The sequence below is a fragment of the Vibrio sp. SCP2 genome, assembly GCF_059295395.1.
The window spans coordinates 1,583,549-1,608,836 of sequence record NZ_JCAFVV010000001.1; the positions used below are offsets into that span (position 1 = coordinate 1,583,549).

Annotated in this window: 19 protein-coding genes and 2 tRNA genes; 17 read left to right on the forward strand and 4 right to left on the reverse strand. The window is 45.0% G+C overall.

All coding sequences use genetic code 11. The annotated features are described in order from the left end of the window. Positions 1–85: 85 nt before the first annotated feature. Complete coding sequence (locus AC5O63_RS07535) at positions 86–1,321, reverse strand: alpha-xenorhabdolysin family binary toxin subunit A (protein ID WP_494504490.1); 1,236 nt, start codon at positions 1,319–1,321, stop codon at positions 86–88. A gap of 761 nt (positions 1,322–2,082) precedes the next feature. Here AC5O63_RS07535 and AC5O63_RS07540 point away from each other — a divergent pair. The 11 genes from AC5O63_RS07540 (at position 2,083) to AC5O63_RS07590 (ending at position 14,138) form a co-directional block, all read left to right on the forward strand. Beyond that, the gene (locus AC5O63_RS07540; protein ID WP_494504491.1) at positions 2,083–4,698 is read left to right on the forward strand and encodes a nitrate reductase; all 2,616 of its coding nucleotides are present in this window, start codon (positions 2,083–2,085) and stop codon (positions 4,696–4,698) included. A 9-nt stretch (positions 4,699–4,707) separates the two neighbouring features. Continuing rightward, on the forward strand, positions 4,708–5,592 hold the full coding sequence (cobA, locus tag AC5O63_RS07545) for a uroporphyrinogen-III C-methyltransferase (protein ID WP_494504492.1): 885 nt from the start codon (positions 4,708–4,710) through the stop codon (positions 5,590–5,592). Continuing rightward, complete coding sequence (locus AC5O63_RS07550) at positions 5,589–6,539, forward strand: glycosyl transferase family protein (RefSeq protein ID WP_494504493.1); 951 nt, start codon at positions 5,589–5,591, stop codon at positions 6,537–6,539. Before cobA ends, AC5O63_RS07550 begins: the two co-directional genes overlap by 4 nt. A 246-nt stretch (positions 6,540–6,785) precedes the next feature. Next, on the forward strand, positions 6,786–7,367 hold the full coding sequence (locus AC5O63_RS07555; RefSeq protein WP_494504494.1) for an ANTAR domain-containing response regulator: 582 nt from the start codon (positions 6,786–6,788) through the stop codon (positions 7,365–7,367). 267 nt (positions 7,368–7,634) lie between these two features. Further along, complete coding sequence (locus tag AC5O63_RS07560) at positions 7,635–9,008, forward strand: CmpA/NrtA family ABC transporter substrate-binding protein (protein WP_239824632.1); 1,374 nt, start codon at positions 7,635–7,637, stop codon at positions 9,006–9,008. A gap of 63 nt (positions 9,009–9,071) precedes the next feature. Further along, positions 9,072–10,040: an ABC transporter permease gene (locus tag AC5O63_RS07565; RefSeq protein WP_494504495.1), complete on the forward strand. Its 969-nt coding sequence runs from the start codon at positions 9,072–9,074 to the stop codon at positions 10,038–10,040. A gap of 12 nt (positions 10,041–10,052) precedes the next feature. Continuing rightward, positions 10,053–10,925, forward strand: a complete 873-nt coding sequence (locus AC5O63_RS07570) for an ABC transporter ATP-binding protein (RefSeq protein WP_367938671.1) — start codon at positions 10,053–10,055, stop codon at positions 10,923–10,925. A 12-nt stretch (positions 10,926–10,937) separates the two neighbouring features. Then, positions 10,938–13,421: a nitrite reductase large subunit NirB gene (gene nirB, locus AC5O63_RS07575; protein WP_494504496.1), complete on the forward strand. Its 2,484-nt coding sequence runs from the start codon at positions 10,938–10,940 to the stop codon at positions 13,419–13,421. Next, positions 13,421–13,750, forward strand: a complete 330-nt coding sequence (nirD, locus tag AC5O63_RS07580) for a nitrite reductase small subunit NirD (protein WP_494504497.1) — start codon at positions 13,421–13,423, stop codon at positions 13,748–13,750. The genes nirB and nirD overlap by 1 nt, the downstream gene beginning before the upstream one ends. Before the next feature lie 182 nt (positions 13,751–13,932). Next, a tRNA-Leu gene (locus AC5O63_RS07585) sits at positions 13,933–14,019 on the forward strand. A gap of 45 nt (positions 14,020–14,064) precedes the next feature. Next, positions 14,065–14,138: transfer RNA gene (locus AC5O63_RS07590), tRNA-Cys, on the forward strand. A gap of 57 nt (positions 14,139–14,195) precedes the next feature. Here AC5O63_RS07590 and AC5O63_RS07595 read toward each other — a convergent pair. Then, entirely contained in the window at positions 14,196–14,633 is a 438-nt protein-coding gene (locus tag AC5O63_RS07595) for a DUF4174 domain-containing protein (RefSeq protein WP_494504498.1), read from the reverse strand. 110 nt (positions 14,634–14,743) lie between these two features. On the opposite strand from AC5O63_RS07595, the gene AC5O63_RS07600 reads away from it, so the two are divergent. Next, positions 14,744–15,262, forward strand: a complete 519-nt coding sequence (locus AC5O63_RS07600; RefSeq protein WP_239824625.1) for a GNAT family N-acetyltransferase — start codon at positions 14,744–14,746, stop codon at positions 15,260–15,262. 2 nt (positions 15,263–15,264) lie between these two features. Further along, positions 15,265–15,660 (forward strand): nitrous oxide-stimulated promoter family protein, encoded by a 396-nt coding sequence (locus AC5O63_RS07605; protein ID WP_494504499.1) that lies wholly within the window; start codon positions 15,265–15,267, stop codon positions 15,658–15,660. A gap of 24 nt (positions 15,661–15,684) precedes the next feature. On the opposite strand, the gene AC5O63_RS07610 is transcribed toward AC5O63_RS07605, so the two are convergent. Further along, a complete protein-coding gene (locus tag AC5O63_RS07610; RefSeq protein ID WP_494504500.1) occupies positions 15,685–16,845 on the reverse strand; it encodes an MFS transporter in 1,161 nt (386 codons plus the stop codon). A 197-nt stretch (positions 16,846–17,042) separates the two neighbouring features. Continuing rightward, complete coding sequence (trxC, locus tag AC5O63_RS07615) at positions 17,043–17,477, reverse strand: thioredoxin TrxC (protein ID WP_054962252.1); 435 nt, start codon at positions 17,475–17,477, stop codon at positions 17,043–17,045. Positions 17,478–17,624: 147 nt separating this feature from the next. On the opposite strand from trxC, the gene AC5O63_RS07620 reads away from it, so the two are divergent. The 4 genes from AC5O63_RS07620 (at position 17,625) to AC5O63_RS07635 (ending at position 25,255) form a co-directional block, all read left to right on the forward strand. Beyond that, positions 17,625–18,707 (forward strand): ketoacyl-ACP synthase III, encoded by a 1,083-nt coding sequence (locus AC5O63_RS07620; protein ID WP_494504501.1) that lies wholly within the window; start codon positions 17,625–17,627, stop codon positions 18,705–18,707. Between the two features lie 110 nt (positions 18,708–18,817). Further along, complete coding sequence (locus AC5O63_RS07625) at positions 18,818–19,948, forward strand: exonuclease SbcCD subunit D (RefSeq protein ID WP_494504502.1); 1,131 nt, start codon at positions 18,818–18,820, stop codon at positions 19,946–19,948. Between the two features lie 8 nt (positions 19,949–19,956). Next, positions 19,957–23,004 (forward strand): SbcC/MukB-like Walker B domain-containing protein, encoded by a 3,048-nt coding sequence (locus tag AC5O63_RS07630; RefSeq protein WP_494504503.1) that lies wholly within the window; start codon positions 19,957–19,959, stop codon positions 23,002–23,004. Between the two features lie 196 nt (positions 23,005–23,200). Continuing rightward, a complete protein-coding gene (locus AC5O63_RS07635; RefSeq protein ID WP_494504504.1) occupies positions 23,201–25,255 on the forward strand; it encodes a hybrid sensor histidine kinase/response regulator in 2,055 nt (684 codons plus the stop codon). Positions 25,256–25,288: the final 33 nt, after the last annotated feature.

The following is a 25,288-nucleotide window of genomic DNA, read 5'->3' on the forward strand; positions in this document are numbered from 1 at the left end:
ATTTGAGGTAGCCTTGCCCACACCCGACGCAGCTGCGCGGGTGGGGAAGTGAGGGATAAATCCCGTTATTGGTTATTGGAAGAGATTATTCGGCTTTTTCTATGTATGCGTTGTTGGCAAAGGTTTTCGCTTTATCACTGATATTGCTCCAGTTTTGCTCTGCAACAGCGGTATTCGCCATCGCTTCTGCGGCGGCTCTTAATGCATTAGATTGTAATATTTCAGTGCTTGATTCGGCTGCTTCGAGCGCAACGATGAGAGAATCAAAATCCGTATTCATTTTCTGCCAATGCAGTTTCAGCTTATTGACATAAGGTATGGCGTTTTCAATTTTGCTTGAGATGTAATTGATACTGTCAGTTGAACGCTTGTAGGAGTTGTAAACCTTCTGAGTCGTTGAAAGCTGAGCTTCAAGTACTTTTGCTTCATCCTGAAGTTGATTGCGCAACTTTCTGGCCTTTTCAGCTTTGTCGCCATAAACACCCATAATAGGAACTGCTACCAACGGGAACCAAGCATAAGTGACAGCAGTAGAAGCAACAGTAACGTAGTGGTTGTAATCTTTGTTTAGCTGATTAATGCGGTTATTCAAGTCATTCACGCGCTGTTGAAGTTCACTACCATCATCATCTAGGTATCCGCTGTGTGTGCTTTTTAGTACATCAAGTTGTAGTTTTTGTTCTTCCATCTTTGCTGAGAATGCGAGCAGGTCTTCGCTGGCCTTTTCCACTTTCTTGTGATTTTCTACCGAGAAGTTTTTCAGAGCGCTAAGGTAGGCAATGGCAAGTTGACGAGCTTGATCGACCGCTTGAACATCCGCGGGTAGTGGAGAAAAGGATTTAGACAGAATGATCGTTAACTGATCACTAAGCGGCTGGACCATATATTTCTGAATGTCATTGTAGTTGGACAGTGACAGCGCTAAGCCCACAATGCTTGGATAGAGATCTTTCTTCCAATAAAACGCTTCGGAATGTACTTTCCCATATTGTTCTACCAGCGCTTTAAAGTTTGAAAACGGAACGTCATCAGCAATGTTGAAAGCAGACTTCATACTCGCTTCAGTAATAGGTAACGATAGCGCACCTTCAACGTAGGTTTGAATTTGAAACCACTCTTTCTGGTTAAGGATGAATTCATCGGTATCTAGGTCAATGAACGCACCGTTTTCACCGATAATTGTTTCATAGCTAATCTGCCCAATCTGCTGTTCAGCTGACGATGGGACGAGTAATTCACTTGACGTTGAAGCCTGAACTCCAGCACTAATTAAGCCTAAACAAATAGTGGATAAAAGGAGTGGCTTTTTTATGTTTTTCATTCTAATACCTTATATTTATGCGTGCTCACGCCTACCGTTATTATATTTATGGTAATGGTGAGGTTTATATTTATAGCAAGCTGTATGGTTTAATTTGTCTATGTATTTAATAGATTTTATAAATTCCTCCGATCAATGTTTTGGTTGAATCTATAGCAATAGGAATGAACTAAATGAGTTGTGGCTCACATAAATGGCAATTTATTGATCAATGTTTAAGCTATTGATATTTAGTAATATTTAAATTAGTAAATGTTAAATAAATGGTAGGCTACGTAATTAAAAGCTTTAGAAGGGAATTCGAATTTAAAATTTCAATAAACTGACAGTTCTATTATTTTAAGGTTTGAGGTTTTTTATTTACATAAACACTTGTTTTAAATAACTGTATAGTCACAAAATATGTAAGGTGAATTTAATTTGAAAATTATACTAATGGAATTAATGGCTCAAAAGTGAACAATATAATATATATAAATATAAGTTACGGATTGGCTTAGCCTCGAGGTCCAGAAGAATAAAAACGACTCGCGAATGGCATGTCGAACCATATTGGCCTTTTCTTGCACATAGATGGTGCACTGAAAGCACTGGGTTGAATGTAACTTTTTGATTGTATTGGATTATCTATCTGGCACCTTACTTGCTGTTGTCAATAAGCCTGACTTAATTAGGCAACAAATACATATAACAACGTCACAGGCGATGAAGCCTCCTCCACTTTTACGGTGGAGGAGGCTTTTTATTTCAAGGAGTAAGTGATGACAAGGGAATGTACAAAAACGGCCTGCCCATATTGTGGAGTGGGATGCGGTGTGGAAGTGAATCAGTTGGGAATAGAAGGGGATAAGGCGCATCCTGCAAATCAAGGGGCTTTGTGTGTTAAAGGTTCCGCATTAGCTCAGAGTTTAGACATGCCTTCACGATTGCTGTATCCAAAGTTGGATGGCAAAGAGATAAGCTGGAAGCGAGCAACGGAGTTGATCGCGACTGCCTATAGTGAAGCGATTCAAAACCATGGCGCAGATTCCACTGCAATGTATGTTTCAGGTCAACTACTTACTGAAGACTATTACGTAGCCAACAAGTTTATGAAGGGCGTGGTAGGCAGTGCGAACATCGATACCAATTCACGGCTATGCATGTCTTCTGCCGTTGTGGCTCACAACCGTGCGTTTGGAGAAGATGTCGTCCCTGTTAACTATGACGACATAGATGATGCGGAGCTAATCGTGATATGTGGGGCGAATACCGCATGGACGCATCCCGTCTTGTTCAGGCGGATTCAGCAGGCTCGAGAACGTAACCCTGAATTGAGGCTAGTGGTGATTGATCCGCGCGAAACAGTGACGGCCCAGCAATCCGACTTACATTTATCTATCCCTAATGACGGTGATATTGCGCTGTTTAATGGGCTGCTGCGTTACTGTGTTGAAAGTGGCTCTCTAGACGAGCCCTATATTGAGTCTCATACCTCTGGGTTCGGCGCGTTAGTTGATCTCGTGATGAGCAAAGAGTTCGGCATAGAAACGCTGTGTGAGCAACTAGAACTGAGCCAAGAGCAACTTAAAACCTTTTATCGCTGGTTTGCCACGACCAGAAAAACCATCACTTTGTTTTGCCAAGGGGTAAATCAGTCCCAATACGGCGCGGACAAGGCCAACACCATTATTAATGCTCACCTTGCGACGGGTAAGATTGGTATTCAGGGCGCGGGGCCGTTTTCTATTACTGGTCAGCCGAACGCCATGGGAGGAAGAGAAGTCGGTGGGCTAGCGAATCAGCTAGCAATTCATAGAGGGTTTGACCCTGAGTCGATAAAGCTTGTCAGTGAGTTTTGGAACACAGATACCCTTGCTTTGCAACCGGGTCTAAAAGCGATTGAGATGTTTGAAGCCGTTGAACGTGGCGATATTCAGGTGATTTGGATCATGGCGACTAACCCAGTTGTTTCAATGCCTGATAATGCATTTGTAAAACGTGCACTTGAAAAATGTCCACTCGTTATCGTATCGGATGTGACCGCTGATTCTGATATCGCCAAGTATGCCGATTTGTTGCTGCCTGCCTCAGGTTGGGGGGAGAAGCAAGGAATGGTGACCAACTCCGAGCGTATGCTCACTCGCCAAAGGCAGTTTATGCTCGCGAAAGGTGCAGCTAAGCCAGATTGGCAAGCGATCAGTGATGTGGGCGCAAGGCTGTGTGAGTTACAAGGCCGAGAAAATGCCTTTGATTTTGCTCGTGTGGCCGACGTGTTTAGAGAATATGCGGCTATGACTGGATTGAATACGCAGAGCTCATTGTTACTTGATCTGTCCGAGTTCGCGAATATGACCGATGAAGAGTACCTAAACTGGCAACCTATTCAGTGGGGAGGAGAAAGACCTTTACACAACGGCCAATTTAGCTTTGCCGATCGTAAAGCGAGGTTCGTTATCCCTGCACTGCCATCAAAACAGCAGGGCCAATCATGGTGGTTAAATACTGGGAGACAAAGAGATCAGTGGCATACCATGACTCGTACTGGCTACATTTCCCATCTTGCGGCGACTGAACCTGAACCAACGGTGTATATGAGTAGTCGTTCTGCAGCTTATATGGACGTTAAATCAGGCCAGTTGGTCGCCTTATCCAGCTCAGAGACAGAGCAAAAGATTATTGCGAGAGTAGCAATTGATGATGGGTTAGGAAAAAGACAACTGTTTATGTCGATGCACTGGGCAGGAGAGTATGGAGGCGAAAGTCAGGTTAATGCTGTGGTAAGCCGCATTGCTGATCCTTCTTCTGGACAACCAGCATTTAAATCCCAACCAGTGGAGTTGTTCCCGGTAAAAGCACAAACTTATGGCCTTTATCTTGGTGAGCGATTTGTTGAACACGATTTCATTTACCAATCATTTCAAACTGAAGAGCGAGTCGGCGTTTGGCGTTTTGCAGATACAAAGTTTTATGACAAGTCATTTGCGACAGAGCTTGGTGAAACTCCACATAAACGCAAAGTCGTTCTAGAGCTTGCTAGTGGGTGGCTAACAGTTTGTTATGACGAAGTGGGAGAAGACAAAATCATTCGTTCTCTACTCATGATCTCTCAGCTCCCGATTGAGGTCGATGTGTCAAATCTTGCAGGTTTAATCGGTAAACCTCTAACTTTTTCAGCTTTGTTGTCTGTCTCTAGCCAGCAAGAAGCCAGCGAGTTGATCTGTAGTTGTTTTAGAGTGAGTGACAAACAGATTCTCCGCGAATTGGAGAGTGGAGATTGCACAAGCGTCAATCAGCTGAAAACTAAACTCAAGTGCGGAACGAACTGCGGCTCATGCTTGCCCCAAGTGGAGCGTCTTGTCGCAAGCCACGGACAAACAATACTGATTGCGAAATAGGAGCGTGCTATGAAATTAGGCAAAAGAGTTAAAGAGGGTTCGCAATTTGGGCTACGTGGCGCAGGTTTCATTCCTCATCGATATGTAAAACAGCCGATTCTTACGGGTAGTGGCTGTGATTCAGAAGGGCTCAAACGCGGAAAGGTGCAACTGGTTGGTGCAGGCCCCAATGACCCAGAGTTACTGACAATAAAAGCGCTAAAAGCGATTCAACAGGCTGACGTGATTGTATTTGATCGTCTAGTAAACAGAGAGATATTGGATTTTGCTGCGGATAAATGCCAACAAATTTATGTGGGTAAGCGCTGTGGTCAGCCAAGCTTAAAGCAAGAAGAGATTAGTCAAATACTGGTCGATCTGGCGAAATTAGGTAAACGTGTCGTCAGGCTAAAAGGCGGTGACCCCTTCATATTTGGTCGTGGTGGTGAAGAAGGATTGCTACTCGCAAAGCACAACATTGAGTTTGAGGTTATTCCAGGTATCACTGCTGCTATAGGTTGCGCGGCGTCTTCTTATATCCCTTTAACTCATAGAAAAATCGCTAGAAGTGTTACCTTTGTGACGGGGCAGGTGGTGACAGGAGCGCTACCTGCTTGGTCTCAGCTTGTTAGGGCAGGACAGACTCTGGTTTTTTATATGGGGCTGGAGAAAGCGCAAGAGATTCAGCAAGGACTGGTCGAGCAAGGTCTAGAAGCAGACTTTCCGCTTGCCATCATTACTCACGGCTGTAGCCGCCAGCAAAAGGTGCATGTGTCATGTTTAGACTCGCTAACTGCTAAAGCGAAAGAGTTAAAAGGGGTCAGCCCAGCATTGATTATCTTAGGCGAAGTCGTCAAACTGCGAGAAGAACTAAACATGACCATAGAGTCAGTGATCTCACAAGAGGAAGTATGAGCTCAATTTTAGAATGTATTCGAACGGTTGGTCGAGGAGAACGAGGACGTAAGCCGCTTACCTTTGAACAGGCTTACCAAATCATGGACGAGTATCTTGATGGTCAATGCGGTGACGACCAGATGGCGATGCTACTGATGTTGATTCGAGTACAAAATGAAACCAAACAGGAAATTGCAGGTTTCGTAAAAGCGTTTCAGTCTCGTGTCCCTAGCTTGGGCGCTGATATTGACTGGCCGTGTTATGCGGGTAAACGCAAAAGTGCAGGGCAACCTTGGCACCTATTATCAGCCAAGATCCTTGCAGACAGCGGCTACAAAGTACTGTTACATGGTTATCACGATAGACCCGCCGGACGATTACATGCTGAAGATTATCTCGATGCTTTTGGTATTGAGGTTGCCCAGTCACCGCAAGAGGCGAAACAGCTACTAGAGACTAAGCGCATCGCTTATTTACCTCTAAAGCATTTTGCACCACAAGCTGAAACTATGATTGGCTGGAAGAATCGCTATGGATTGCGTACACCGATCAACACGGTCGTCAGAGCTTTAAATCCGGGCGGCGCAAAACTAGGGTTACGCGGTAGCTTTCATCCAGGCTTCCAACAGCTGCATGCTGAAGTCGAAAGCGAGATAGGATTAACCCAGCACGCCGTGGTCTCTTTTAAGGGACAATCTGGCGAATCAGAATACAACCCTAAAGTCAGCCAAACCGTTTGGGTGAGCACACCGACAGGCGTTGAATCGCATTATTGGACTGAACGCATGCTGACTGACATTCCTTTGCCTAAAAAGTGCCTGTTTGGTACGGCAGATAATGATCTTAATATGATGGCTAATACAGTGGTTTCGACAATGGCGGCGACATTGTTTGCTGAGTCGAACGATCTAGAAAAGTCGTTTGAAAAGGCCTATCTACTCTGGTCTGATTACTGCGATAGTTAGTAATACCAACCAGAATAAATATCTGGTCATTCTTGCTAGTTAAAATCGCTGATAGCTGCGTTATAGCTATGTTTGCAAAGAATGGTGTAGGTAGATCAACTAGCTAGCTGCAATCTATGCCTTGCTCTAAGCGATTTTTCCAGCGCAATTATCTGATCAGCTATTTATCCCGATTGGTATAAATAGAACAATTGGCACATTCCTTGTTATGTCTCTTTTAGATAGAGAGCAAAACAAGGAATGTTCATGCACAAAAATCTCTCCAAAAATCCGCTCATCATTTGCAGTGATCGTGTTGAAGAATTGGCACGATTATCGACGCTGCTCGCTCAAGAGTTTGACAATATCATCAGTTGCCAACTTAATCAGTTTGAACAAATGTTGGACCGAGAACCCAACGCTTATGTTGTTGTGGGCTGGTTGCAACCGAGTGCTGAACTGCGCGTGGTTATTGAAGAATGTCGCGTTAGAAAGCATCCACTCTTGGTGGTGTTGAAGCAACTAGTTTCTAATGATATCAGTCGTTTACCTGAAAGAATGGATTATGTCCTCGTTCCGGCAGATACCGAATTTTGTTTGACTCCTTGGATTGCCAATGCGTGCCAGATTCGTCGTTCAGTGGTTGCTCTTGAAGATGAAATCGAACAGCTTGAGCTGCGATTAGAAGAAAGAAAGATCATCGAGCGAGCAAAAGGGCTACTGATGAAAATGCACCAAGTCGATGAAGATGCGGCTTACAAAGCGATGAGAAAATCAGCGATGCAATCGAGTCAAACCTTGGCGCAAGTAGCGAAAAATCTACTGCAAACTTTAGAGGCGCTAAAATAGCTCAACTACCACTTTGGGGTTATAAAAAAAATTCCGCATTGGTGCGAAGTGCACTATTACTAAGCAAACTGAAGGTAAGATTGAAAAGGGAAAAGGATAAGTTATTGAATATAAAGTGTTAAATAAGTTGGCACGCAACTTGGAATATTTAGATTAGAAACAATCTGTTCAATCGTAACCTTACATTATCAACGGCGGTAATCGACAAGGATGCAATGGCGCTACGACTCTTCGGAGGCGTAGCGCCTTTTTTATTGGAGAAAAGTTATGAAATGGAAGTCAGCAATCAAGCGTACTCTGGTGGGTGCAGCGTTAACCACCACCTTTTATGTACCTAGCACCTTAGCCGAGTTGGGTGAGCCGGAACTCGAAGACCTTAAATTTGGCTTTATTAAACTTACCGATATGGCGCCACTCGCTGTTGCCTATGAGAAAGGTTATTTTGAAGATGAAGGCTTGTACGTCACGTTAGAAGCGCAAGCGAACTGGAAAGTGTTGCTCGATAGAGTGATTGACGGTGAGCTTGATGGAGCACACATGCTGTCAGGGCAACCGTTAGGCGCAACAATTGGCATTGGTACCCAAGCGGAAGTGATTACCGCATTCAGTATGGATCTCAACGGTAATGCGATTACGGTTTCAAACAAAACATGGCAGCAGATGAAACCCAATATTCCGACCGAGGCAGATGGAAAGTTAGTTCACCCAATTAAGGCTGACGCACTTAAACCTGTTGTCGAGAGTTATCTTGATGAAGGTAAGCCGTTCAACATGGGAATGGTGTTTCCTGTCTCTACTCACAACTATGAACTGCGTTATTGGCTGGCTGCAGGCGGCATACACCCAGGTTACTACGCGCCTAAGTCCGGAGATAACAGTGGGCAACTCAATGCAGACGTATTGCTTAGTGTAACTCCACCACCACAAATGCCTGCGACGATGGAAGCGGGAACGATTGAAGGTTACTGCGTTGGTGAACCTTGGAATCAGCAGGCAGTATTTAAAGGTATTGGTGCGCCAGTCGTGACTGATTATGAGATCTGGAAAAACAACCCTGAGAAAGTGTTTGGTGTCTCCAAATCGTGGGCAGAAAAATACCCCAACACGCACATTCGTGTGGTGAAAGCGCTTATCCGAGCGGCTCATTGGTTAGATGAGAACAACAACGCCAACCGAGTTGAAGCGGTCAAACTGTTAGCAAAAAGCGAATATGTCGGCGCGGATTTCGAAGTGATAGCGAACTCCATGACAGGTACTTTCGAGTACGAAAAAGGCAATGTTCGAGAGGTGCCTGATTTCAATGTATTCTTCCGCCACAACGCCACTTACCCTTATTACAGCGATGCGATTTGGTATCTGACCCAAATGCGCCGCTGGGGACAAATTCCTGAAGAAAAATCTGATGATTGGTATATGGATGTCGCGAAAGAGGTTTATCGCCCAGATATCTACCAACAAGCTGCACAAGCGCTGATTGAAGACGGGGTACTCACCAGCAAAGACTTCCCAGATTTTGCCACTGAAGATGGTTTCCGCGCTCCACAAACACATTTTATCGACAACATCGTCTACGACGGTCGTTCGCCTAACGCGTATTTAGAGAAGTTCTCAATCGGTCTTAAAGGCAAAGACAAAGTTTAAAACAAGTTGAGGAGGGGCGAGTCCCCTCCAACAAAACAATAACAAGGATGTATAGGAGTTGTTATGTCGAGCAATGTAATCTCACTTATTCCGAGTAAGCAGTTGGTGGCGAACAAGAGCAGAGCTTTTTTGTTACCTGTGATTGGAATCTTGATGTTCTTGATGATGTGGCATTTCAGTGCACGTCAGGTAGAAACTTCACTAGGAACACTTCCTGGTCCGGCTCAAACCTACCAGCAGTTCAGTAACTTAGTGGTAGAGCATTGGGATGAAAGAAAAAAAGAAGTCGCCTTTATCGAGCGACAAGAAAAACGTAATGCTGCAAAGCTAGCAAAAAATCCTGATGCTAAGGTCAAGATTAGACCTTACACGGGGAAGCCCACATTCTTTGATCAAATCGTGACTAGCCTAATAACGGTCGCCAGTGGATTTTTATTGGCTACTTTGATTGCTATACCGCTAGGTATTGTCCTTGGCTTAAACCAAGGTGCTTATCAGGCATTTAACCCCATTATTCAATTGCTTAAACCTGTCTCTCCACTGGCGTGGCTGCCGATAGTCACCATGGTGGTGAGTGCAACATACGTTAGTGACGATCCTATGTTCGCTAAATCTTTTGTTAACTCGTTGCTGACAGTTGCCCTGTGTAGTTTGTGGCCAACGCTGATTAATACGGCCGTTGGCGTCACTAGCGTGGATAAAGATCTTATCAATGTCAGCAAAGTGCTGCAGTTATCTTGGTGGCAACATATCAGAGTCATCGTGCTTCCGTCTGCAATTCCGATGATCTTTACCGGATTGCGTTTATCGCTCGGTATCGCATGGATGGTACTCATAGCCGCAGAGATGTTGGCACAAAACCCGGGACTAGGAAAGTTTGTTTGGGACGAATTCCAGAATGGCAGCTCGGCTTCACTGGGGCGCATTATGGTCGCTGTCATCACGATTGGTTTCATTGGTTTACTGCTAGACCGAGGCATGTTGCAACTACAGAAGTGGTTGTCTTGGAATAAGCAACAGGCATTGCGATAAAAGGAGTTTCCTATGTCTAAAGCACTACTCGATTTAACTCAGTTGGGGATGAGATTCCCAACCCCGAATGGCGAATTTATCGCTTTAAAAAACGTCAATCTTCAGATTAATAAAGGCGAATTTATTTCGCTGATCGGACACTCAGGTTGCGGAAAATCGACAGTACTTAATCTAGTGGCGGGTCTTCACCTGCCTACGGATGGTGGAGTGATTGTTGATGGTCGTGAGGTAAGTGGACCAGGACCAGAGCGCGCTGTCGTGTTTCAAAATCATTCGTTATTGCCTTGGTTAACGGTTTATCAAAATGTAGAACTGGCAGTAAAGCAGATTGCACAAAGCCAGCTGTCTCAAAACACCACTTCTGAGCAAAGCGCTAAACAGTGGATCAAAGAGCAGGTCGAACATTATCTCGACTTGATTCAAATGTCTCACGCTGCGGATAAAAAGCCTGATGAAATCTCAGGCGGTATGAAGCAGCGAGTCGGCATTGCCCGCGCGCTTGCCCTTCAGCCAAAAGTCCTTTTGATGGATGAACCCTTTGGCGCGCTTGATGCACTGACTCGTGCTCATCTGCAAGACTCACTGATGAAAATCCAAGCCGAGCTGAACAATACCGTGATTATGATTACCCATGATGTGGATGAAGCGGTACTGCTTTCAGACAAGATCGTGATGATGACTAATGGCCCAGCGGCAACCATTGGTGAGGTGTTGGAGATTGAATTGCCCCGCCCACGTAACCGTGTTGCGCTTGCCGATGACCCGCAGTATCAGAAATACCGTCAGTCAGTGCTGCGTTTCTTGTATGAAAAGCAGTCTAAACCAAGTACTCAACCTAAAAGTACCGAGCAGAAAGAGCTCGAAGTACCCGCTAAGACGGCATAAAGGAGTTAGACAATGGAACATGTAGTAATCGTCGGTAACGGTATGGTTGGGCATCACCTTGTTGCTCAGCTTGTTGAACGAGGTGCTCACCTTGAAAAGCGCATTACGGTGATTGGTGAAGAGCGTTTCATCGCCTATGACCGAGTCCAACTCTCATCGCTTTTTTCTGGCAACAGCCATCAGGATCTGATGTTAAGCAGTGAAGAGTGGTACAGCAAACATGGCATAGAGTTGATGCTAGGCAGCCAAGTAACCAAAATCGAACGGGACAACAAACGCTTGGTTTTAGATGAGGACAGTGTCTTAGGGTACGATCAGCTCGTGCTCGCAACAGGTTCTTATCCATTCGTACCGCCTATTGAAGGTCACGATAGAGACAATATCTTTGTTTACCGAACGTTAGATGATCTTTCTGAAATAAAAACAGCGTGTCAGGGCGCGAAAACCGGTGCTGTCATTGGTGGTGGACTACTCGGCTTAGAAGCTGCAAACGCCTTGAAACTGCTGGGGGTGGAAACCCACGTCGTCGAATTCGCACCGCGCTTAATGCCTGTTCAACTTGATGATGGTGCGGGCTTAGTTCTGAAAGAGAAGATCGAAGAGCTAGGTCTAACGGTTCATACCTCAACGGCAACTGAAAAAATCTGTGATGGCGAAGGTGCAACACATCGGATGGTGTTTAAAGATGCTGATCCTCTTGAAGTAGACGTCATTGTTTTCTCTGCAGGTATTCGACCGCAAGACGCACTGGCTAGGCAGGCGGGTATCAATATTGGTGAGCGCGGCGGCATTGTCATTGACGATCAATGCCGAACCAGTGATGAAAGCATTTTCGCTATTGGAGAATGTGCGCTTTGGCAAGAGAAGATATTTGGCTTGGTGGCTCCGGGTTATACCATGGCTCGCGTTGTAGCCGATAAGCTCGTTGGTCGTGAAAACGCAGACTTTACCGGTGCAGATATGAGCACCAAGTTGAAGCTACTCGGTGTCGATGTCGCTTCGATTGGTGATGCGCATAAAGCGACGGATGGCGCGCAGGAGATGGTACTGCAAGATGCGGTTGCTGGCGTGTATAAAAAACTCGTCGTTGATCAGAGCGGAACCAAGCTGCTAGGCGCCATTCTTGTCGGGGATAACTCAGACTATGACGCTTTACTGCAATGCTATTTAAATGAAACGCCCCTTCCTGACCATGCGGCAAACCTACTTTTTGATACGGGAATGCTTAATGGCGAAATGGCAGATACCGCTATTATTTGTTCGTGTCACAACGTGAGTAAAGGTGATCTGGTTAATGCAATACAGGCTGGCGCTCATGATCTTGACACCCTCAAGGCCGAAACCAAAGCGGGCACAGGTTGTGGCGGCTGTAGCAACATGGTGAAGAGTGTCTTAGATGCTCAGCTGACAGCGATGGGCGTCGAGGTGAACAATCATATCTGTGAGCACTTTGAGTTATCGCGCCAAGAGTTATTCCATATTTGCCAAGTCGAAGAAATTAAAGACTTTGATACATTGATAGAGAAGCACGGTAAAGGTCACGGCTGTGATCTTTGTAAACCCACCGCTGCATCAGTGTTTGCCTCATTGTGGAATGAGCACATCATGGAGCCCCAGCACAGCTCGCTGCAAGATTCTAACGATGCCTTTATGGCAAACCTGCAAAAAGATGGTTCTTACTCGGTTGTTCCTAGAGTGGCGGGGGGAGAAATTACGCCCGACAAGTTGATCGCATTAGGAGAAGTGGCGAAGAAGTATGACCTATACACCAAGATAACAGGTGGTCAGCGTGTTGATTTATTTGGGGCTCAAGTCGAACAGCTACCGGATATCTGGCAAGCGCTAATTGATGCGGGATTTGAAACCGGCCACGCGTATGGTAAGTCACTCAGAACGGTTAAATCCTGCGTTGGTTCGACTTGGTGTCGCTATGGCGTTGATGACTCGGTTGGCTTAGCAATCGAATTGGAAAATCGTTACAAAGGGCTGCGCGCACCGCACAAAATCAAGTTCGCAGTATCTGGGTGTACCCGTGAATGTGCTGAAGCACAAAGTAAAGATATTGGTGTCATCGCGACTGAGAACGGTTGGAATCTGTATGTGTGTGGTAACGGAGGGATGAGACCAAGACATGCTGACTTAATTGCCTCTGACCTTTCTAAAGCAGAATTGGTTGCGTTAATCGACCGTGTCTTGATGTTCTACGTTCGAACGGCGGATCGTTTACAAAGAACCTCGGTATGGATGGAAAATCTAGAAGGTGGGTTAGACTACCTAAAACAAGTGGTGATTGAAGACTCATTGAGTATTGCTGATTCGCTTGAAGCTCAGATGCAACATGTCGTTGATACCTATCAATGTGAATGGAAGAGCACGCTTGAAAACAGTGACAAACTGGTTAAGTTCAAACCGTTTATTAATGCAGAAGAAACCAGTCAAGTACTTCCATATCAAAGAGTACGTGGGCAACGCATTCCAGTGAAGGAGGAAGTGTAATGGAAGTCGCTGAGAAACTAGAAATATGCAGACTATCGGATCTTTCACCTTACCAAGGTCGAGGCGCTCTGATAGACGGTGAACAAGTCGCACTGTTCTACATTCCTAACCAAGGTGTTTTCGCTATCCAGAATTGGGACCCAATTGGTAAGGCCTATGTGCTTTGTCGAGGAATAGTTGGGGATATTAATGGTGAGTTATGTGTTGCTTCACCACTCTACAAACAGCACTTCAATCTCAGTAGTGGCGTGTGTGTGGAAGAGCCAACAATAAAGTTAACGGTTTACCCGGTAGAAGTAGAGCAGGGCGTTGTAACATTATCACTTTAATAAAACCACTGCGCTGATAAAACCACCGTATTGACGGTATGTTGCTCGATGCGGTGTTCTTTTTAACCATTTGAACAAAAATAGAAATTAATTGATTGACCGGAAAATTTATTCCGTTAAAGTACAACTCGTTCTCACGACATTGCTTGTGGGAATGATGGTGTACCATCGCTTTTAGCGTTGCCCTGGTGGTGGAATTGGTAGACACAAGGGATTTAAAATCCCTCGGCGTTCGCGCTGTGCCGGTTCAAGTCCGGCCCGGGGCACCATCTACTTTTCTGGCTAAAGCTGGTTAGGTAAAAAGCATAATTTGAGGCGCGTTGGCAGAGTGGCTATGCAGCGGATTGCAAATCCGTGGACCTCGGTTCGACTCCGGGACGCGCCTCCATTCTCTTATGAGAAAGTAACCAGCTTAGGCTGGTTTTTTTGTATCTTCAGTAAATCGCTAAGCAGAACAAGGGCTGACTTTCTTCGCCATTTCATAGCGTCGCATCGGCATCACGTCGATGGTTTGTTTCACATGCTCCCAGTCTGTTTGTTTTCCCCAACGTAGCTTTTCTCCACCATCTTTACCGATCAACACTGCGGTGTGAGTGCCGGGCTTAACATCATACATATTGAATAATGCCTTGAGGTTAAACTCATGCTTTACCCATTTAGGCATGCTAAAGCCATCTTCAGTGACCACTAGAGTGATAAGATCCCTGTCTTGAAGCTCACATTCATTAATCAGTGTTTCCAACAGAAACTGTTTTACGTGCTCGTCATTGGTAGGGGCAAAGTAGATCACGCTGCGGTGCGACCATTCAGCGGAATAAGAAGGGTAGGCCCAGCTCATGGTTGAGTTGAGTAGCGCAATGGTGAGTAGCAGTGCAGCACGCATAACGACAATCCTCCGGTGATGGTCTATAAAAATGTGCTTGTTACACATGTTCTACGTTAATTGTAGGTGGTAAGCTCAAGCCTCGGACAAAAATAGACGGAAATTTTGCCATGCGTACACTGCAATCTGAGCGCTTGACGCTGAGAATGGTTGAGCTTAAAGATGCCCCTTTTATTCATGAACTCTACAACAGCGAAGACTTCTTGCAGTTTATTGGTGACAAGAACATCCGCAGTGAAAGCGACGCCAGAGTGTACATTGAAGAAAAAATACTGGGCATGCATAGAGAGTTTGGTGTTTGTCTATTGCTGGTGGAAGTCACAGAGAGTGGTGAAAAGATTGGCGTATGTGGCTTAATCAAACGGCCCGAACTTGACGCTTACGATATCGGTTATGGGTTTATGCCAAGCTCATACGGCAAAGGCTATGGGTATGAGGCGGGAAAAGCGGTCATCAACTACGCGTGTGAAACCAATAAAATTGAAGATTTGGTCGCGATTACCACTTCTGACAATAAAGGAAGTCGAGCCTTACTATCTAAACTTGGTTTTACCTATGTCAAAGTTCAAGATACGTTGAGTGATACAGTAGACTTATTGTTGTACCAACTGAGTCTTTGCCGAGAGTAACTATGGCTGTTTCAAATATTCTTCGTGGTGAACTGCTGACCGAATTCAAAACGGTTCGTGCAATGATGTTTATTTATTGCCGTGCGCACCATGGCAGCAAGAGTGGGCTGTGCGCTGAGTGTCAAAGCTTGCTTGAATACGCTGAAACTAAATTAGATCGTTGTCCCTATGGGCAGAGTAAGCCCACCTGTAATCAATGCCCGATCCACTGTTATAAAGCAGAGCAGAAAGAGCAGATGCGCCAAGTCATGAGATATTCTGGGCCAAGAATGTTGCTGCCGCATCCGATTTTGGCTATTCGCCATCTACTACATGAACGCAAACCTGTTCCCAAAAAGCCCGAAGCTGGCGCGTCAAACAGACACCAGAGAAAGCTCGACCAAAAAGGGACGCAATAAGCGTCCCTTAATACGAGTTAGCTGTTATTCCCCAGCGACCGCTTGATGCTTGGTCTTGATGCTCGCGATTAACATGTAGATACAAGTCGCAAGAAGTGCCGCAAACAGGTAACCCATCAAACCTTGAGAGCCTGTCATGAATCCATCGGCTGCCACTGGTCCAGCAACAGAGCCAATACTGTAGCTAAACAACATCACCTGAGTGGCTGACACTATGTAGTTAGCGTCAAGTTTGTCGCACCCAAGGTTGATCGCGACTGGATACAGAGCGAAAGTCGCCATACCCAATAGAAATAGCCCCATTCCTAAAGCTTGAAGCCCGGTGACCATTGAAGTGAACGTAATGGCTGCTACGCCTAGCAGACAGAACAGAGCCATAAGTAGTGTGCGTCCTAGGAATTTAGACAACCAAGGCACAATTGGTTGAACAGCCATACCACCTAGAATGACGACCGCCATTAGGCCACCAATATCGCTATGTTCAATGCCACGATTTTGCAGTTCAACTGGCATCAACCCGTAAATCGCGCCGAGAGTGAGGCCGGAAACCACACAACCAATGATCGCGGCATGATTCAACTTGCTAATCTGTTTTAGTGACAGTGGCGTGCTATGCTCACTTTCCGGTTGGTCGCTGTCACCAAATACAAGTACCACAACCGCGAGTAGCAATAAGGTAACGATAGCGATAAATGGTACACCACCAGAGACGCCGATAGTGCCAATACCTAGCTGACCAATTGCGCTACCACCGTAAAGAGAACCCATATAAAGGCCTAGTCTTTTCGCACGTGCGCTTTCGTCGCCGTGTAGTAGCCAAGACTCAACAATAACAAACACGCCTGCGACAGCAACACCCGCGACAAAACGAGCAACAAGCCAAACTGTGGCATGAGCGACCATTGGTAAAACCATAATGGTGGTAATAAACGTCACTAAACACCATACAAAGGCGTTTCGGTGGCCCACTTTTTTAACCAAAGGTTCGATACCAGCCGCACCAATCAATAGCCCCGCGTAGAAAACACTGGCGAGCCAACTAGCCAACGATGAATCCAAGTTATACTCAGAAAGCATCAAAGGAATTAAGCTCATCAAATATCCCGACGCGACCGCATAAAGAGCAAGCGCAATAACCGGTACAGAAATGCGAGCTTTTGGAGCAGGTTGAAGGGTATTTTCCAATGTCGTGGCCTCTTTAGTTGTCGTAAAACTGAACAAATTTCGGCGCGACTATGGGGTTAAATAGGTGAAAGGTAAAACAAAAACTTTTGCTCATGACGATAAAGAATATTTATCGTCATATTTGATGAATAAATCAAACAAAAAAGCGAGTAAATGTACACATTTACTCGCTTTAAACTAGATAAATATGAAGGCTTTTATTTGGCTAGAGCTTGATTAAGCCATTGATCAAATTGGCCTTTAGGAAGTGCTCCGTTTATCACATCGACTCTTTTGCCATTTTTGAAGACCATAACTGTAGGAATGCTTCTAATTTGATATTTAGCCGCAAGGTTTTGCTGGCTTTCGGTATCAATTTTTACAAATCGAACATCTTTTGTCCGCTCTGCTGCAACGTCAGAAAATACCGGAGCAAACCCTACGCAAGGATTACACCACGGGGCCCAGAAATCGACGACAACAGGTGTATCACTGTTTAGTATTGCCTCAAAATTGCTCTCAGTTCCTTCTACAGGAGCTCCGTCTAAAAGAAGGTTTTTGCATTTTCCACAAGTTGGTGCTTCAGAAATGCGTTCTGACGGCACACGATTCACGCCTGAGCAAGATGGGCAACGCGTGTTGAAGGTAGACATGATATCTCTCTCATTTTCTATTGTTTTATATTTGCCAATAACCTCTATCTTGAAGTCATTTGGGTAGTTGGAGATGACAGTGACTGTCGCTGCTAGTTATACTCTGTTTATACCAAGAGATACAAATAACTAAATTAAAGGCTCTAAATGAAAAATTTCTATGCAGAAATTACTGGTTGGGGAAAATGCCTACCTCCCGCAACGCTTTCCAATGAAGACCTAAGTACTTTCCTAGATACTTCTGATGAGTGGATCCGCACTCGTACCGGAATTGAAAATCGACGCATTAGTCATGTCAATATGTCTGATATGGCGACGGTCGCAGCGCAACATGCACTCGCTTGTGCTGGTAAAAGTGCAGATGAGATTGACTTAATTATTCTTGCCACTTGTTCACCTGACTCACTGATTCCAAATGCCGCTTCAAAAGTCGCGCAAAACCTAGGGATTGCAGCGGCGGCTGCATTTGATTTGAACGCAGCTTGTACAGGCTTTGTCTATGGCTTAGAAACCGCGACTCGATTAATACAAGCTGGCAATTACAGAAACGCAATCGTAATTGGTGCTGAGCGCCTGTCTTTCTTCATCGACTGGACAATGCGTGATACCGCGGTCTTGTTTGGTGACGGTGCTGGTGCGGTTGTCTTAACCAGAACAGAAGAGCAGGTTGGCCTACAAAACGCGCAACTTGGCTGTGATTCAGCAGGGCGTGATATTTTGGCTGTACCTAAGTTTGGTACGTGTATGGACAGGTTCGCGGCTGACAATGGCCATTGGGATTTTAATTTTGTTGGTAAAGAGATCTTCAAGCGCGCAGTAAAAGGTATGGGAGCTGCGGCTCAAAACGTGTTGGCACGCAGTGAGTTGTCTACGGATGATGTTGATGTTGTGATTCCGCATCAAGCGAACATCCGTATTATCCAAACCTTGTGCGATCTCTCAGGCATAAGCCAAGATAAGGCTTTTGTGAACATTCAAAAGTATGGCAATACTTCGGCCGCTACTGTGCCAATTGCGCTATGTGAGTCGTTAGAGCAGGGTTTCGTTAAGCCGGGTGATAACTTGCTACTTGCCGCATTCGGTGCAGGACTAACTTGGGGAGCAAGCCACTTAAAATGGGGCGAGCGAGTCACGCCGCTAGGTAAAAGTGATGCTCAGCTTCCAGAATGTGAACTATCGGCGCTTGAGCTTGTAAAAGATGCCGTTGAACATTGTAAGAATCGTCCATAACTCGATAATTTAAGTACAAAAGTCGCACACTCGGTGCGACTTTTTATATCAATGAACCTCGCATTGATATTATTATATTGGCCTAGGTATAAGAATTACACTGGGCTTACATGAAATTCCTCCACACTTCTGACTGGCACCTCGGTCGTCAATTTCACAATGTTTCTCTTTTAGATGATCAAAAAGTCGTTCTCGAACAGATCATTGAATACATTCAATCCAACCCAGTTGATGCTTTGGTTATCGCGGGAGATGTCTACGATCGCTCTGTGCCTCCCACCGCAGCGATTGAATTGATGAATCAGTTTGTAAGTCGAGTGTGCGGCGAATTAAAGCTGCCGATAATTTTAATCCCAGGCAATCATGACGGAGCAGAGCGCTTAGGCTTTGGCTCCCAGCAAATGGCAGAGTCAGGGCTTCATATTATTGCCAACTTTGAAGATATGCTGACGCCGGTTGAGCTGAAAACAGACAAGGGTACAGTTCGCTTTTATGGCATGCCTTACAATGACCCGGAGCTAGTGCGCCATCACTTTAAGCAGCCAGTGTCTACCCACGATGATGCGCATAAGCTGCTGTGTGATGAGATTACTGCCACTTTTGACCCTAATGCGACCAATGTGCTGATTTCTCACTGCTTTGTTGATGGTGCGATTGAGTCAGAGTCAGAAAGACCGCTGTCTATTGGCGGCTCTGATCGCGTGAGCCACGAGCACTTTACTTCGTTTGATTATGTTGCCCTTGGGCATCTTCATCAGCCGCAGAAGAAAGGTGAAGAGTACATCCGCTATTCAGGCTCGCTAATGAAATACAGTTTCTCTGAGCAGCATCAAAAGAAAGGCATGACATTAGTTGAGCTTGATGAATCGGGTTTTAAGTCAGCAACCCATATTGACCTCAGTGCCCCCCACGAAATGCGCATAATCGAAGGGGAGTTGGATGAAATCATTGCCCAAGGTAAAACCGACCCTAACAGCCACGACTATTTACTGGTTCGATTAATGGATAGGCACGCAATCTTAAATCCTATGGAGAAACTTAGGGCGGTCTACCCCAACGTATTGCACCTAGAAAAACCAGGCATGCTGGTGGGTGTTGAACAGCAAATGGCAGCAGCCAAGTTAGCGCGCAGTGAAGTCGATATGTTTCGCGATTTCTTTGTTGAAGCACAAGATAGCCAGCTTAGTGAAGAGCAAGACAAAGCCATCACAGACATCATCAAGCAACTCAGTGAGCAATAGGCCATATCATGAAACCAATTAAATTAACAATGCAGGCTTTCGGCCCTTTTGCTAAAACAGAGCAAATCGATTTCACTCAGTTAGGCTCTAATCCACTTTTTCTTATCAATGGTCCAACGGGCTCCGGAAAAACGTCAATACTCGATGCGATTTGCTTTGCCTTGTATGGCGAAACGACGGGCAATGAGCGTCAGGGCATTCAAATGCGCTGCGACCAAGCTGCAACGAATTTACTGACAGAAGTAACTCTGGAGTTCTCCTTAAACGGCAAACAGTATCGAGTCACCCGCGCGCCTGAGCAAGAAGCACCGAAAGCACGTGGTGAAGGTCTGACAACACGCAAACACATTGCTTCCTTGTATGAAATTACCGATGATGAAGTCCTAATTACAAGTAAAACGGCTCAGGTTAAAAATGAAGTTGCCAACCTACTTGGATTAAATGAAACCCAGTTCCGACAGGTTATGGTGTTGCCTCAGGGCAAGTTCAGGGAGCTGTTGCTCGCTTCATCAAAAGAACGCGAAGCAATATTCGGCCAGCTGTTCCAAACAGATGTGTACAAGAAAATCGAATTTGCGTTGAAAGACAAAGCCAGTGCGATTAGCAAGGCAAAAGATGAGTTCGACAATCAAATCCGCGGTGCATTGCAAGTGGCTGAAGTGTCCACAGAACAAGAGTTACAAGAGCGATTGATTCATTCTCGTAGCGAACTCGAACAAGCGAAAAGCGTTGAGGCGAAGGAGCTAGAGGCTCTCAATATTGTAAAGAGTGAGCTAAACAAAGCTAAATCGCTCAATGAGTTATTTAATAAGCGTACTTCGACAGTGGCGGCTCAGCAATCACATCTAGAGAACAAAGCGCAGATTACCGAGCTTGAATCTAAATTAAAGCTGGCTAAGAGCGCGAGCCATCTTGAAGTAGCTTACGCTAGTATGCAGTCAAGCGCGAAACAGGTAGTTGATCTACAAACCAAGCTAGAGGCTCTACAAGCTCAACATCTAGCTGCAGAAAAGGCTTCTCAACACGAAGAACAGCTACTAAAGAGTGCCGACGAGAACGCACAGCAAGTCCCTGTGCTCACTGAAGCCTTGTATAAACTGGATCAGGTCAAAGCAAAACTGATTGAGAAAGCGGAACTAGAGAAAAGCATTAGCGCGTTCAATACCACTCGAATTGATTATGATAAAAAGCTCATCCAATACAATGAGCTTAGACAGCAACTGCAAAAAGAGGCCGAATCAGGTGCCAGTTCACTTGAACAAGCGCGCAAAGATCTGACCGAGAAATCAAACTTAGAAACTGGTCTATTAAGCAATCAGCGTCTGCTTGATGATCTTAACAAGCTTGCAGCCCAAACCGCCGAACTTGCTCGCCTACAGCAAATGCTTGTACCACTTACTGAACAAGTCGAGAAGGCGAAAAAAGATGTTGCTGAAAAGCAAAAATACGCCGATGAACAAGAACTGAGTTGGCACAACTCGCAAGCTGCATTCTTGGCTCAAAAGCTGGAAAAAGGTTCGCCGTGCCCTGTGTGTGGTAGCCAAGAGCACCCTTCACCTGCCATGTTTCAAGGTGAGCCTGTTTCTAAAGAGTCGGTGCAAGCCGCTCGACAGCAAGAACGCAGTGCGATTGAAGAGTTAAACCGACAAACTAGTGTACTGGAACAACAGCAAGCGACCATAGTGGTTCAAGACAAGCACATTAAAGAGTTACAACGCGAGTTAGGTGTAGGCGCTGCTATGAGCGTTGAGCAACTACAGCAAGAGATAGCCCAGCAGAAGACGAGGTTAGACGTATTAGCGGCGATTGATCTTGATAAGATGGAAAAGTCCGTTCAAAAGCTAACTCGACGCTGCGCCGATGGTGAAGGGAAAATCAATGAACTGAAATCGTTGATTTCTGCAAATGACTCAGCGATAGGTGTCCAAAGTAAGCAACTTGAAAAAGTATCCTCAGTTATTGATCCACAATACATCTCAGTTGATGTGGTCGAGCGCCAATATCTCGCTCAAAAAGCGAACATTACACAGCTCAGTCAGGCGTTAGAAAAGGCTCAACAATCGGCGAAACAGGCGAAATTAGCGCTTGTTGCTATTGAAACGGAAAGAAGCTCAACGACTCAGTTACTCGAAGCTGGAAAAGTACACAGTCAAAAAGCAAACAAAGAGTGGCAGTCTCAGCTAGAACTCTCTGCATTAGATTCGCTACAGCAGTTTCTTCAAGCTCGCATAGAACCGCAATTATATGATCAATGGCAAGCGCAAATTAATGAGTATGTTCAGACTGCTACTCAGTTAGAACAGTCTGTTAAAGACCTTAATGAGCAGTTAAATGACATTGAAAAGCCAGATCTTGACAAAAAACAAACTGAACTGGATGGCGCAGAGATAAAATACCGCGAATGTCGAGGTTTGTTAGATACAGTACATTCAATGACTGAGCGCCTAGAGAAGGTGCAAAAAGATATCAATAGCCTGCATGACAAGAACCAACGTTTAGAAGCGGAGTACAAGGTCTACGGCACGCTCTATGACGTAGCGAGTGGTAAAACAGGCAGTAGAGTCAGTCTACACAGATTTGTTCTCGGCGTACTGCTTGACGATGTGTTGATTCAAGCCTCCCAACGTTTAAATATGATGAGCAAAGGGCGGTATCAACTGGTCCGTAAGACAGAAGGCTTCAAAGGAGCGGCAGGTCGCGGACTCGATTTGAGTGTTGAAGATGGCTACACCGGAAAAACGCGTGATGTTGCAACCTTGTCTGGTGGAGAGTCGTTCATGGCGGCACTTGCTTTAGCGCTGGGTTTATCTGATGTGGTTCAGTCATACAGTGGCGGCATTACGCTTGATACTCTGTTTATTGATGAAGGGTTTGGTAGCTTGGACCCAGAGTCGTTGGATTTAGCGATTCAAACACTGATTGATTTGCAACAAGCAGGGCGTATGATTGGCTTAATTTCTCATGTTACTGAACTTAAAGAGCAAATGCCTTTAAGAATTGATGTCGAAGCGTCTCGATTGGGTAGCCGTGTTCAATTAGTTGGTATGCATGCGTAGAGCAGGCTAAAATTTACATAGTTCACTATGTTGCGTATGCTCAATCTATAACAATGAATTATGTTAAGAGCATCGAATTGATGACAGTTGGCAGGCAATTCTTTTTTGCCTAGCAGATATATTCTTTTAACGGGGGCTTAAGGTGCTTTATTGGTGCTCTAGGCGATAAGGAAGTTGCGCGTAGCGGTTGTAATGCATGAATGTAGTAAAGAAGATTTATCAGTACGCAGATCCCAACCTTGAGTTAGTCGGGTGGATGGGCTTCTTCGGCTTTCCTGCATACTTCTACATTTGGTCTTACGTTTATCCTCAACCCTACGAGAATGGTCCACTAAGGCTTTTTTGTGCTTTGCTCCTGCTTGGATTAGCGCTCAGAAAGTACGCACCGCCGCCGCTTAAGCGTTACCTGCCATACTATTACATTGCCACAATCACCATCTGCTTACCGTTCTTTTTCTCGTTTATGATGTTTATGAATGAATGGTCGACAGTTTGGGCAATGTCTTTCATGTCCTCGATCTTTCTTCATGTGTTATTAGTCCATGAGACTCGTGTCATGTTGCTGCAGGCAATGGCTGCCATTGTAGCGGCCTACTTGTTTAGCTATGGATTAGAACACGCGCCTGCCAAAGTTGAGACAGAAGTGGTCGTGATTTGGCCTTACATCCCAATATTCTTGTTTACCTATGTGTTCGGTAACTTGTTCTATTTCCGTAACCAAGTGGAGCATGAATCGAAAGTCTCAATTGCCAAATCATTTGGTGCCGGTATCGCTCATGAAATGCGCAATCCGTTAAGCGCGCTTAAAGCATCCGTAGATGTACTTGATTCGTCTTTACCGTCAGTAAAAACAATTAAAGGAGATAAAGCAGAGATCGACAAGCTGGATATCGAGCGCATGAAAGAAGTGCTGTCAGGAGCGGATGAAGTCATACGCAATGGTAACGAAGCGATAGATTTATTGCTTACCTCCATTGACCAGAGCCGAGTATCACACTCAACGTTTCGGTCTTATTCTGTCGAGAAGATCACCAGAGAATCGCTGGCAAGTTTCTCTTACCCCAGCGATCACGCCAAAGAAGTGGTGAATTTACATGTCGAAAGTGATTTTGACTACTTTGGTAGCGATACGTTATTGAAGTACGCGTTGTACAATTTGCTAAAGAACTCACTCTATTACCAGAATGGTGAAGAGTTTAAGATTGCGATCACGATTAGGAGTGATCATGAGTTTAACTATCTCTACTTCGAAGACAACGGAATCGGGATAGAGAAAGATAAGTTAGAGTTTGTCTTTAAAGATTTTTATACATCAGGAAAATCCTCAAGCTATGGGCTTGGATTGCCTTTTTGTAAACGCGTCATGCAAGCATTTGGCGGCAGAATAAAATGTGAGTCGGTGCTCGGAGAGTGGACGCGCTTTACCCTTAAATTTCCTCGATATGAGTCCCAAAAAGTGTCTTCAATCAAACAAGATATTCTAAGAACTAAATCAATGCTTTACGTTGGTGATGATGTAGCGGTCAAACGTAAATTGAACGAGTTTACTTTCTACACAGGGGCGCTGTGTGATGTGGTCGATTTTGAGCAGGCTAGGGGGAAGGAAGAGTTCGAATTTGAATACGATTTGATACTACTCGATCTAGAGACATGCAGTGAGCAAGAGTATTTAATGTTGGAGTCTAAGCTCCACTTTACTGAAGCAAAAATCGTGATGCTCTTTGCTCATGATGGTCAGTACCATAATTGCTTCAGCCGATTTCTTACTTTCTATCCAAAAGAGAAAGCGCAATTTCTGCTTGATGTCACTCAGTCGGTCGATGCGCTTATGTTTGGTAACGTTGAGCCTAATCGAAACCTTATTCCGAAAAAAGCACCTGCCGTGGTTGGTAAACGTATCTTGATTGCCGATGACAATGAATCAATGAGGCAGTTAACCACTATCTTGCTCAACAAGCAGGGTTACCAAGTTTCTCAGGCCGGAGATGGCAATGAAGTGTTGAGTGTTCTAAGCAGTGAACAGGTTGATTTGATTCTGATGGACCTCGAAATGCCAATGTTGGATGGCTTAGAAACTACGACACTTATTCGAGAGTCAGAAGAAGTCTACGCTAACGTGCCGATTCTTGGACACACCGGTGATAATCGAAAAGAAACCCTCACTAAAATTGACCAAGCGGGTATGAATGGATACTTAATTAAGCCTGTCGATAAAGTTAAATTACTTGATAAAGTAGCGGATTACATCTAATCAAAACGGCATGCTTAAATAATAACGCCTCTA

Excerpts from the sequence above, each read along its gene's own strand:
- AC5O63_RS07535 (WP_494504490.1), bottom strand. The coding sequence starts at position 1,321 with ATGAAAAACATAAAAAAGCCACTCCTTTTATCCACTATTTGTTTAGGC.
- nirB (WP_494504496.1), top strand. The coding sequence starts at position 10,938 with ATGGAACATGTAGTAATCGTCGGTAACGGTATGGTTGGGCATCACCTT.
- AC5O63_RS07630 (WP_494504503.1), top strand. The coding sequence starts at position 19,957 with ATGAAACCAATTAAATTAACAATGCAGGCTTTCGGCCCTTTTGCTAAA.
- AC5O63_RS07550 (WP_494504493.1), top strand. The coding sequence starts at position 5,589 with ATGAGCTCAATTTTAGAATGTATTCGAACGGTTGGTCGAGGAGAACGA.
- AC5O63_RS07600 (WP_239824625.1), top strand. The coding sequence starts at position 14,744 with ATGCGTACACTGCAATCTGAGCGCTTGACGCTGAGAATGGTTGAGCTT.
- cobA (WP_494504492.1), top strand. The coding sequence starts at position 4,708 with ATGAAATTAGGCAAAAGAGTTAAAGAGGGTTCGCAATTTGGGCTACGT.
- AC5O63_RS07560 (WP_239824632.1), top strand. The coding sequence starts at position 7,635 with ATGAAATGGAAGTCAGCAATCAAGCGTACTCTGGTGGGTGCAGCGTTA.
- nirD (WP_494504497.1), top strand. The coding sequence starts at position 13,421 with ATGGAAGTCGCTGAGAAACTAGAAATATGCAGACTATCGGATCTTTCA.
- AC5O63_RS07555 (WP_494504494.1), top strand. The coding sequence starts at position 6,786 with ATGCACAAAAATCTCTCCAAAAATCCGCTCATCATTTGCAGTGATCGT.
- AC5O63_RS07635 (WP_494504504.1), top strand. The coding sequence starts at position 23,201 with ATGAATGTAGTAAAGAAGATTTATCAGTACGCAGATCCCAACCTTGAG.
- AC5O63_RS07625 (WP_494504502.1), top strand. The coding sequence starts at position 18,818 with ATGAAATTCCTCCACACTTCTGACTGGCACCTCGGTCGTCAATTTCAC.
- AC5O63_RS07570 (WP_367938671.1), top strand. The coding sequence starts at position 10,053 with ATGTCTAAAGCACTACTCGATTTAACTCAGTTGGGGATGAGATTCCCA.
- AC5O63_RS07540 (WP_494504491.1), top strand. The coding sequence starts at position 2,083 with ATGACAAGGGAATGTACAAAAACGGCCTGCCCATATTGTGGAGTGGGA.
- AC5O63_RS07620 (WP_494504501.1), top strand. The coding sequence starts at position 17,625 with ATGAAAAATTTCTATGCAGAAATTACTGGTTGGGGAAAATGCCTACCT.
- AC5O63_RS07595 (WP_494504498.1), bottom strand. The coding sequence starts at position 14,633 with ATGCGTGCTGCACTGCTACTCACCATTGCGCTACTCAACTCAACCATG.
- trxC (WP_054962252.1), bottom strand. The coding sequence starts at position 17,477 with ATGTCTACCTTCAACACGCGTTGCCCATCTTGCTCAGGCGTGAATCGT.
- AC5O63_RS07565 (WP_494504495.1), top strand. The coding sequence starts at position 9,072 with ATGTCGAGCAATGTAATCTCACTTATTCCGAGTAAGCAGTTGGTGGCG.
- AC5O63_RS07605 (WP_494504499.1), top strand. The coding sequence starts at position 15,265 with ATGGCTGTTTCAAATATTCTTCGTGGTGAACTGCTGACCGAATTCAAA.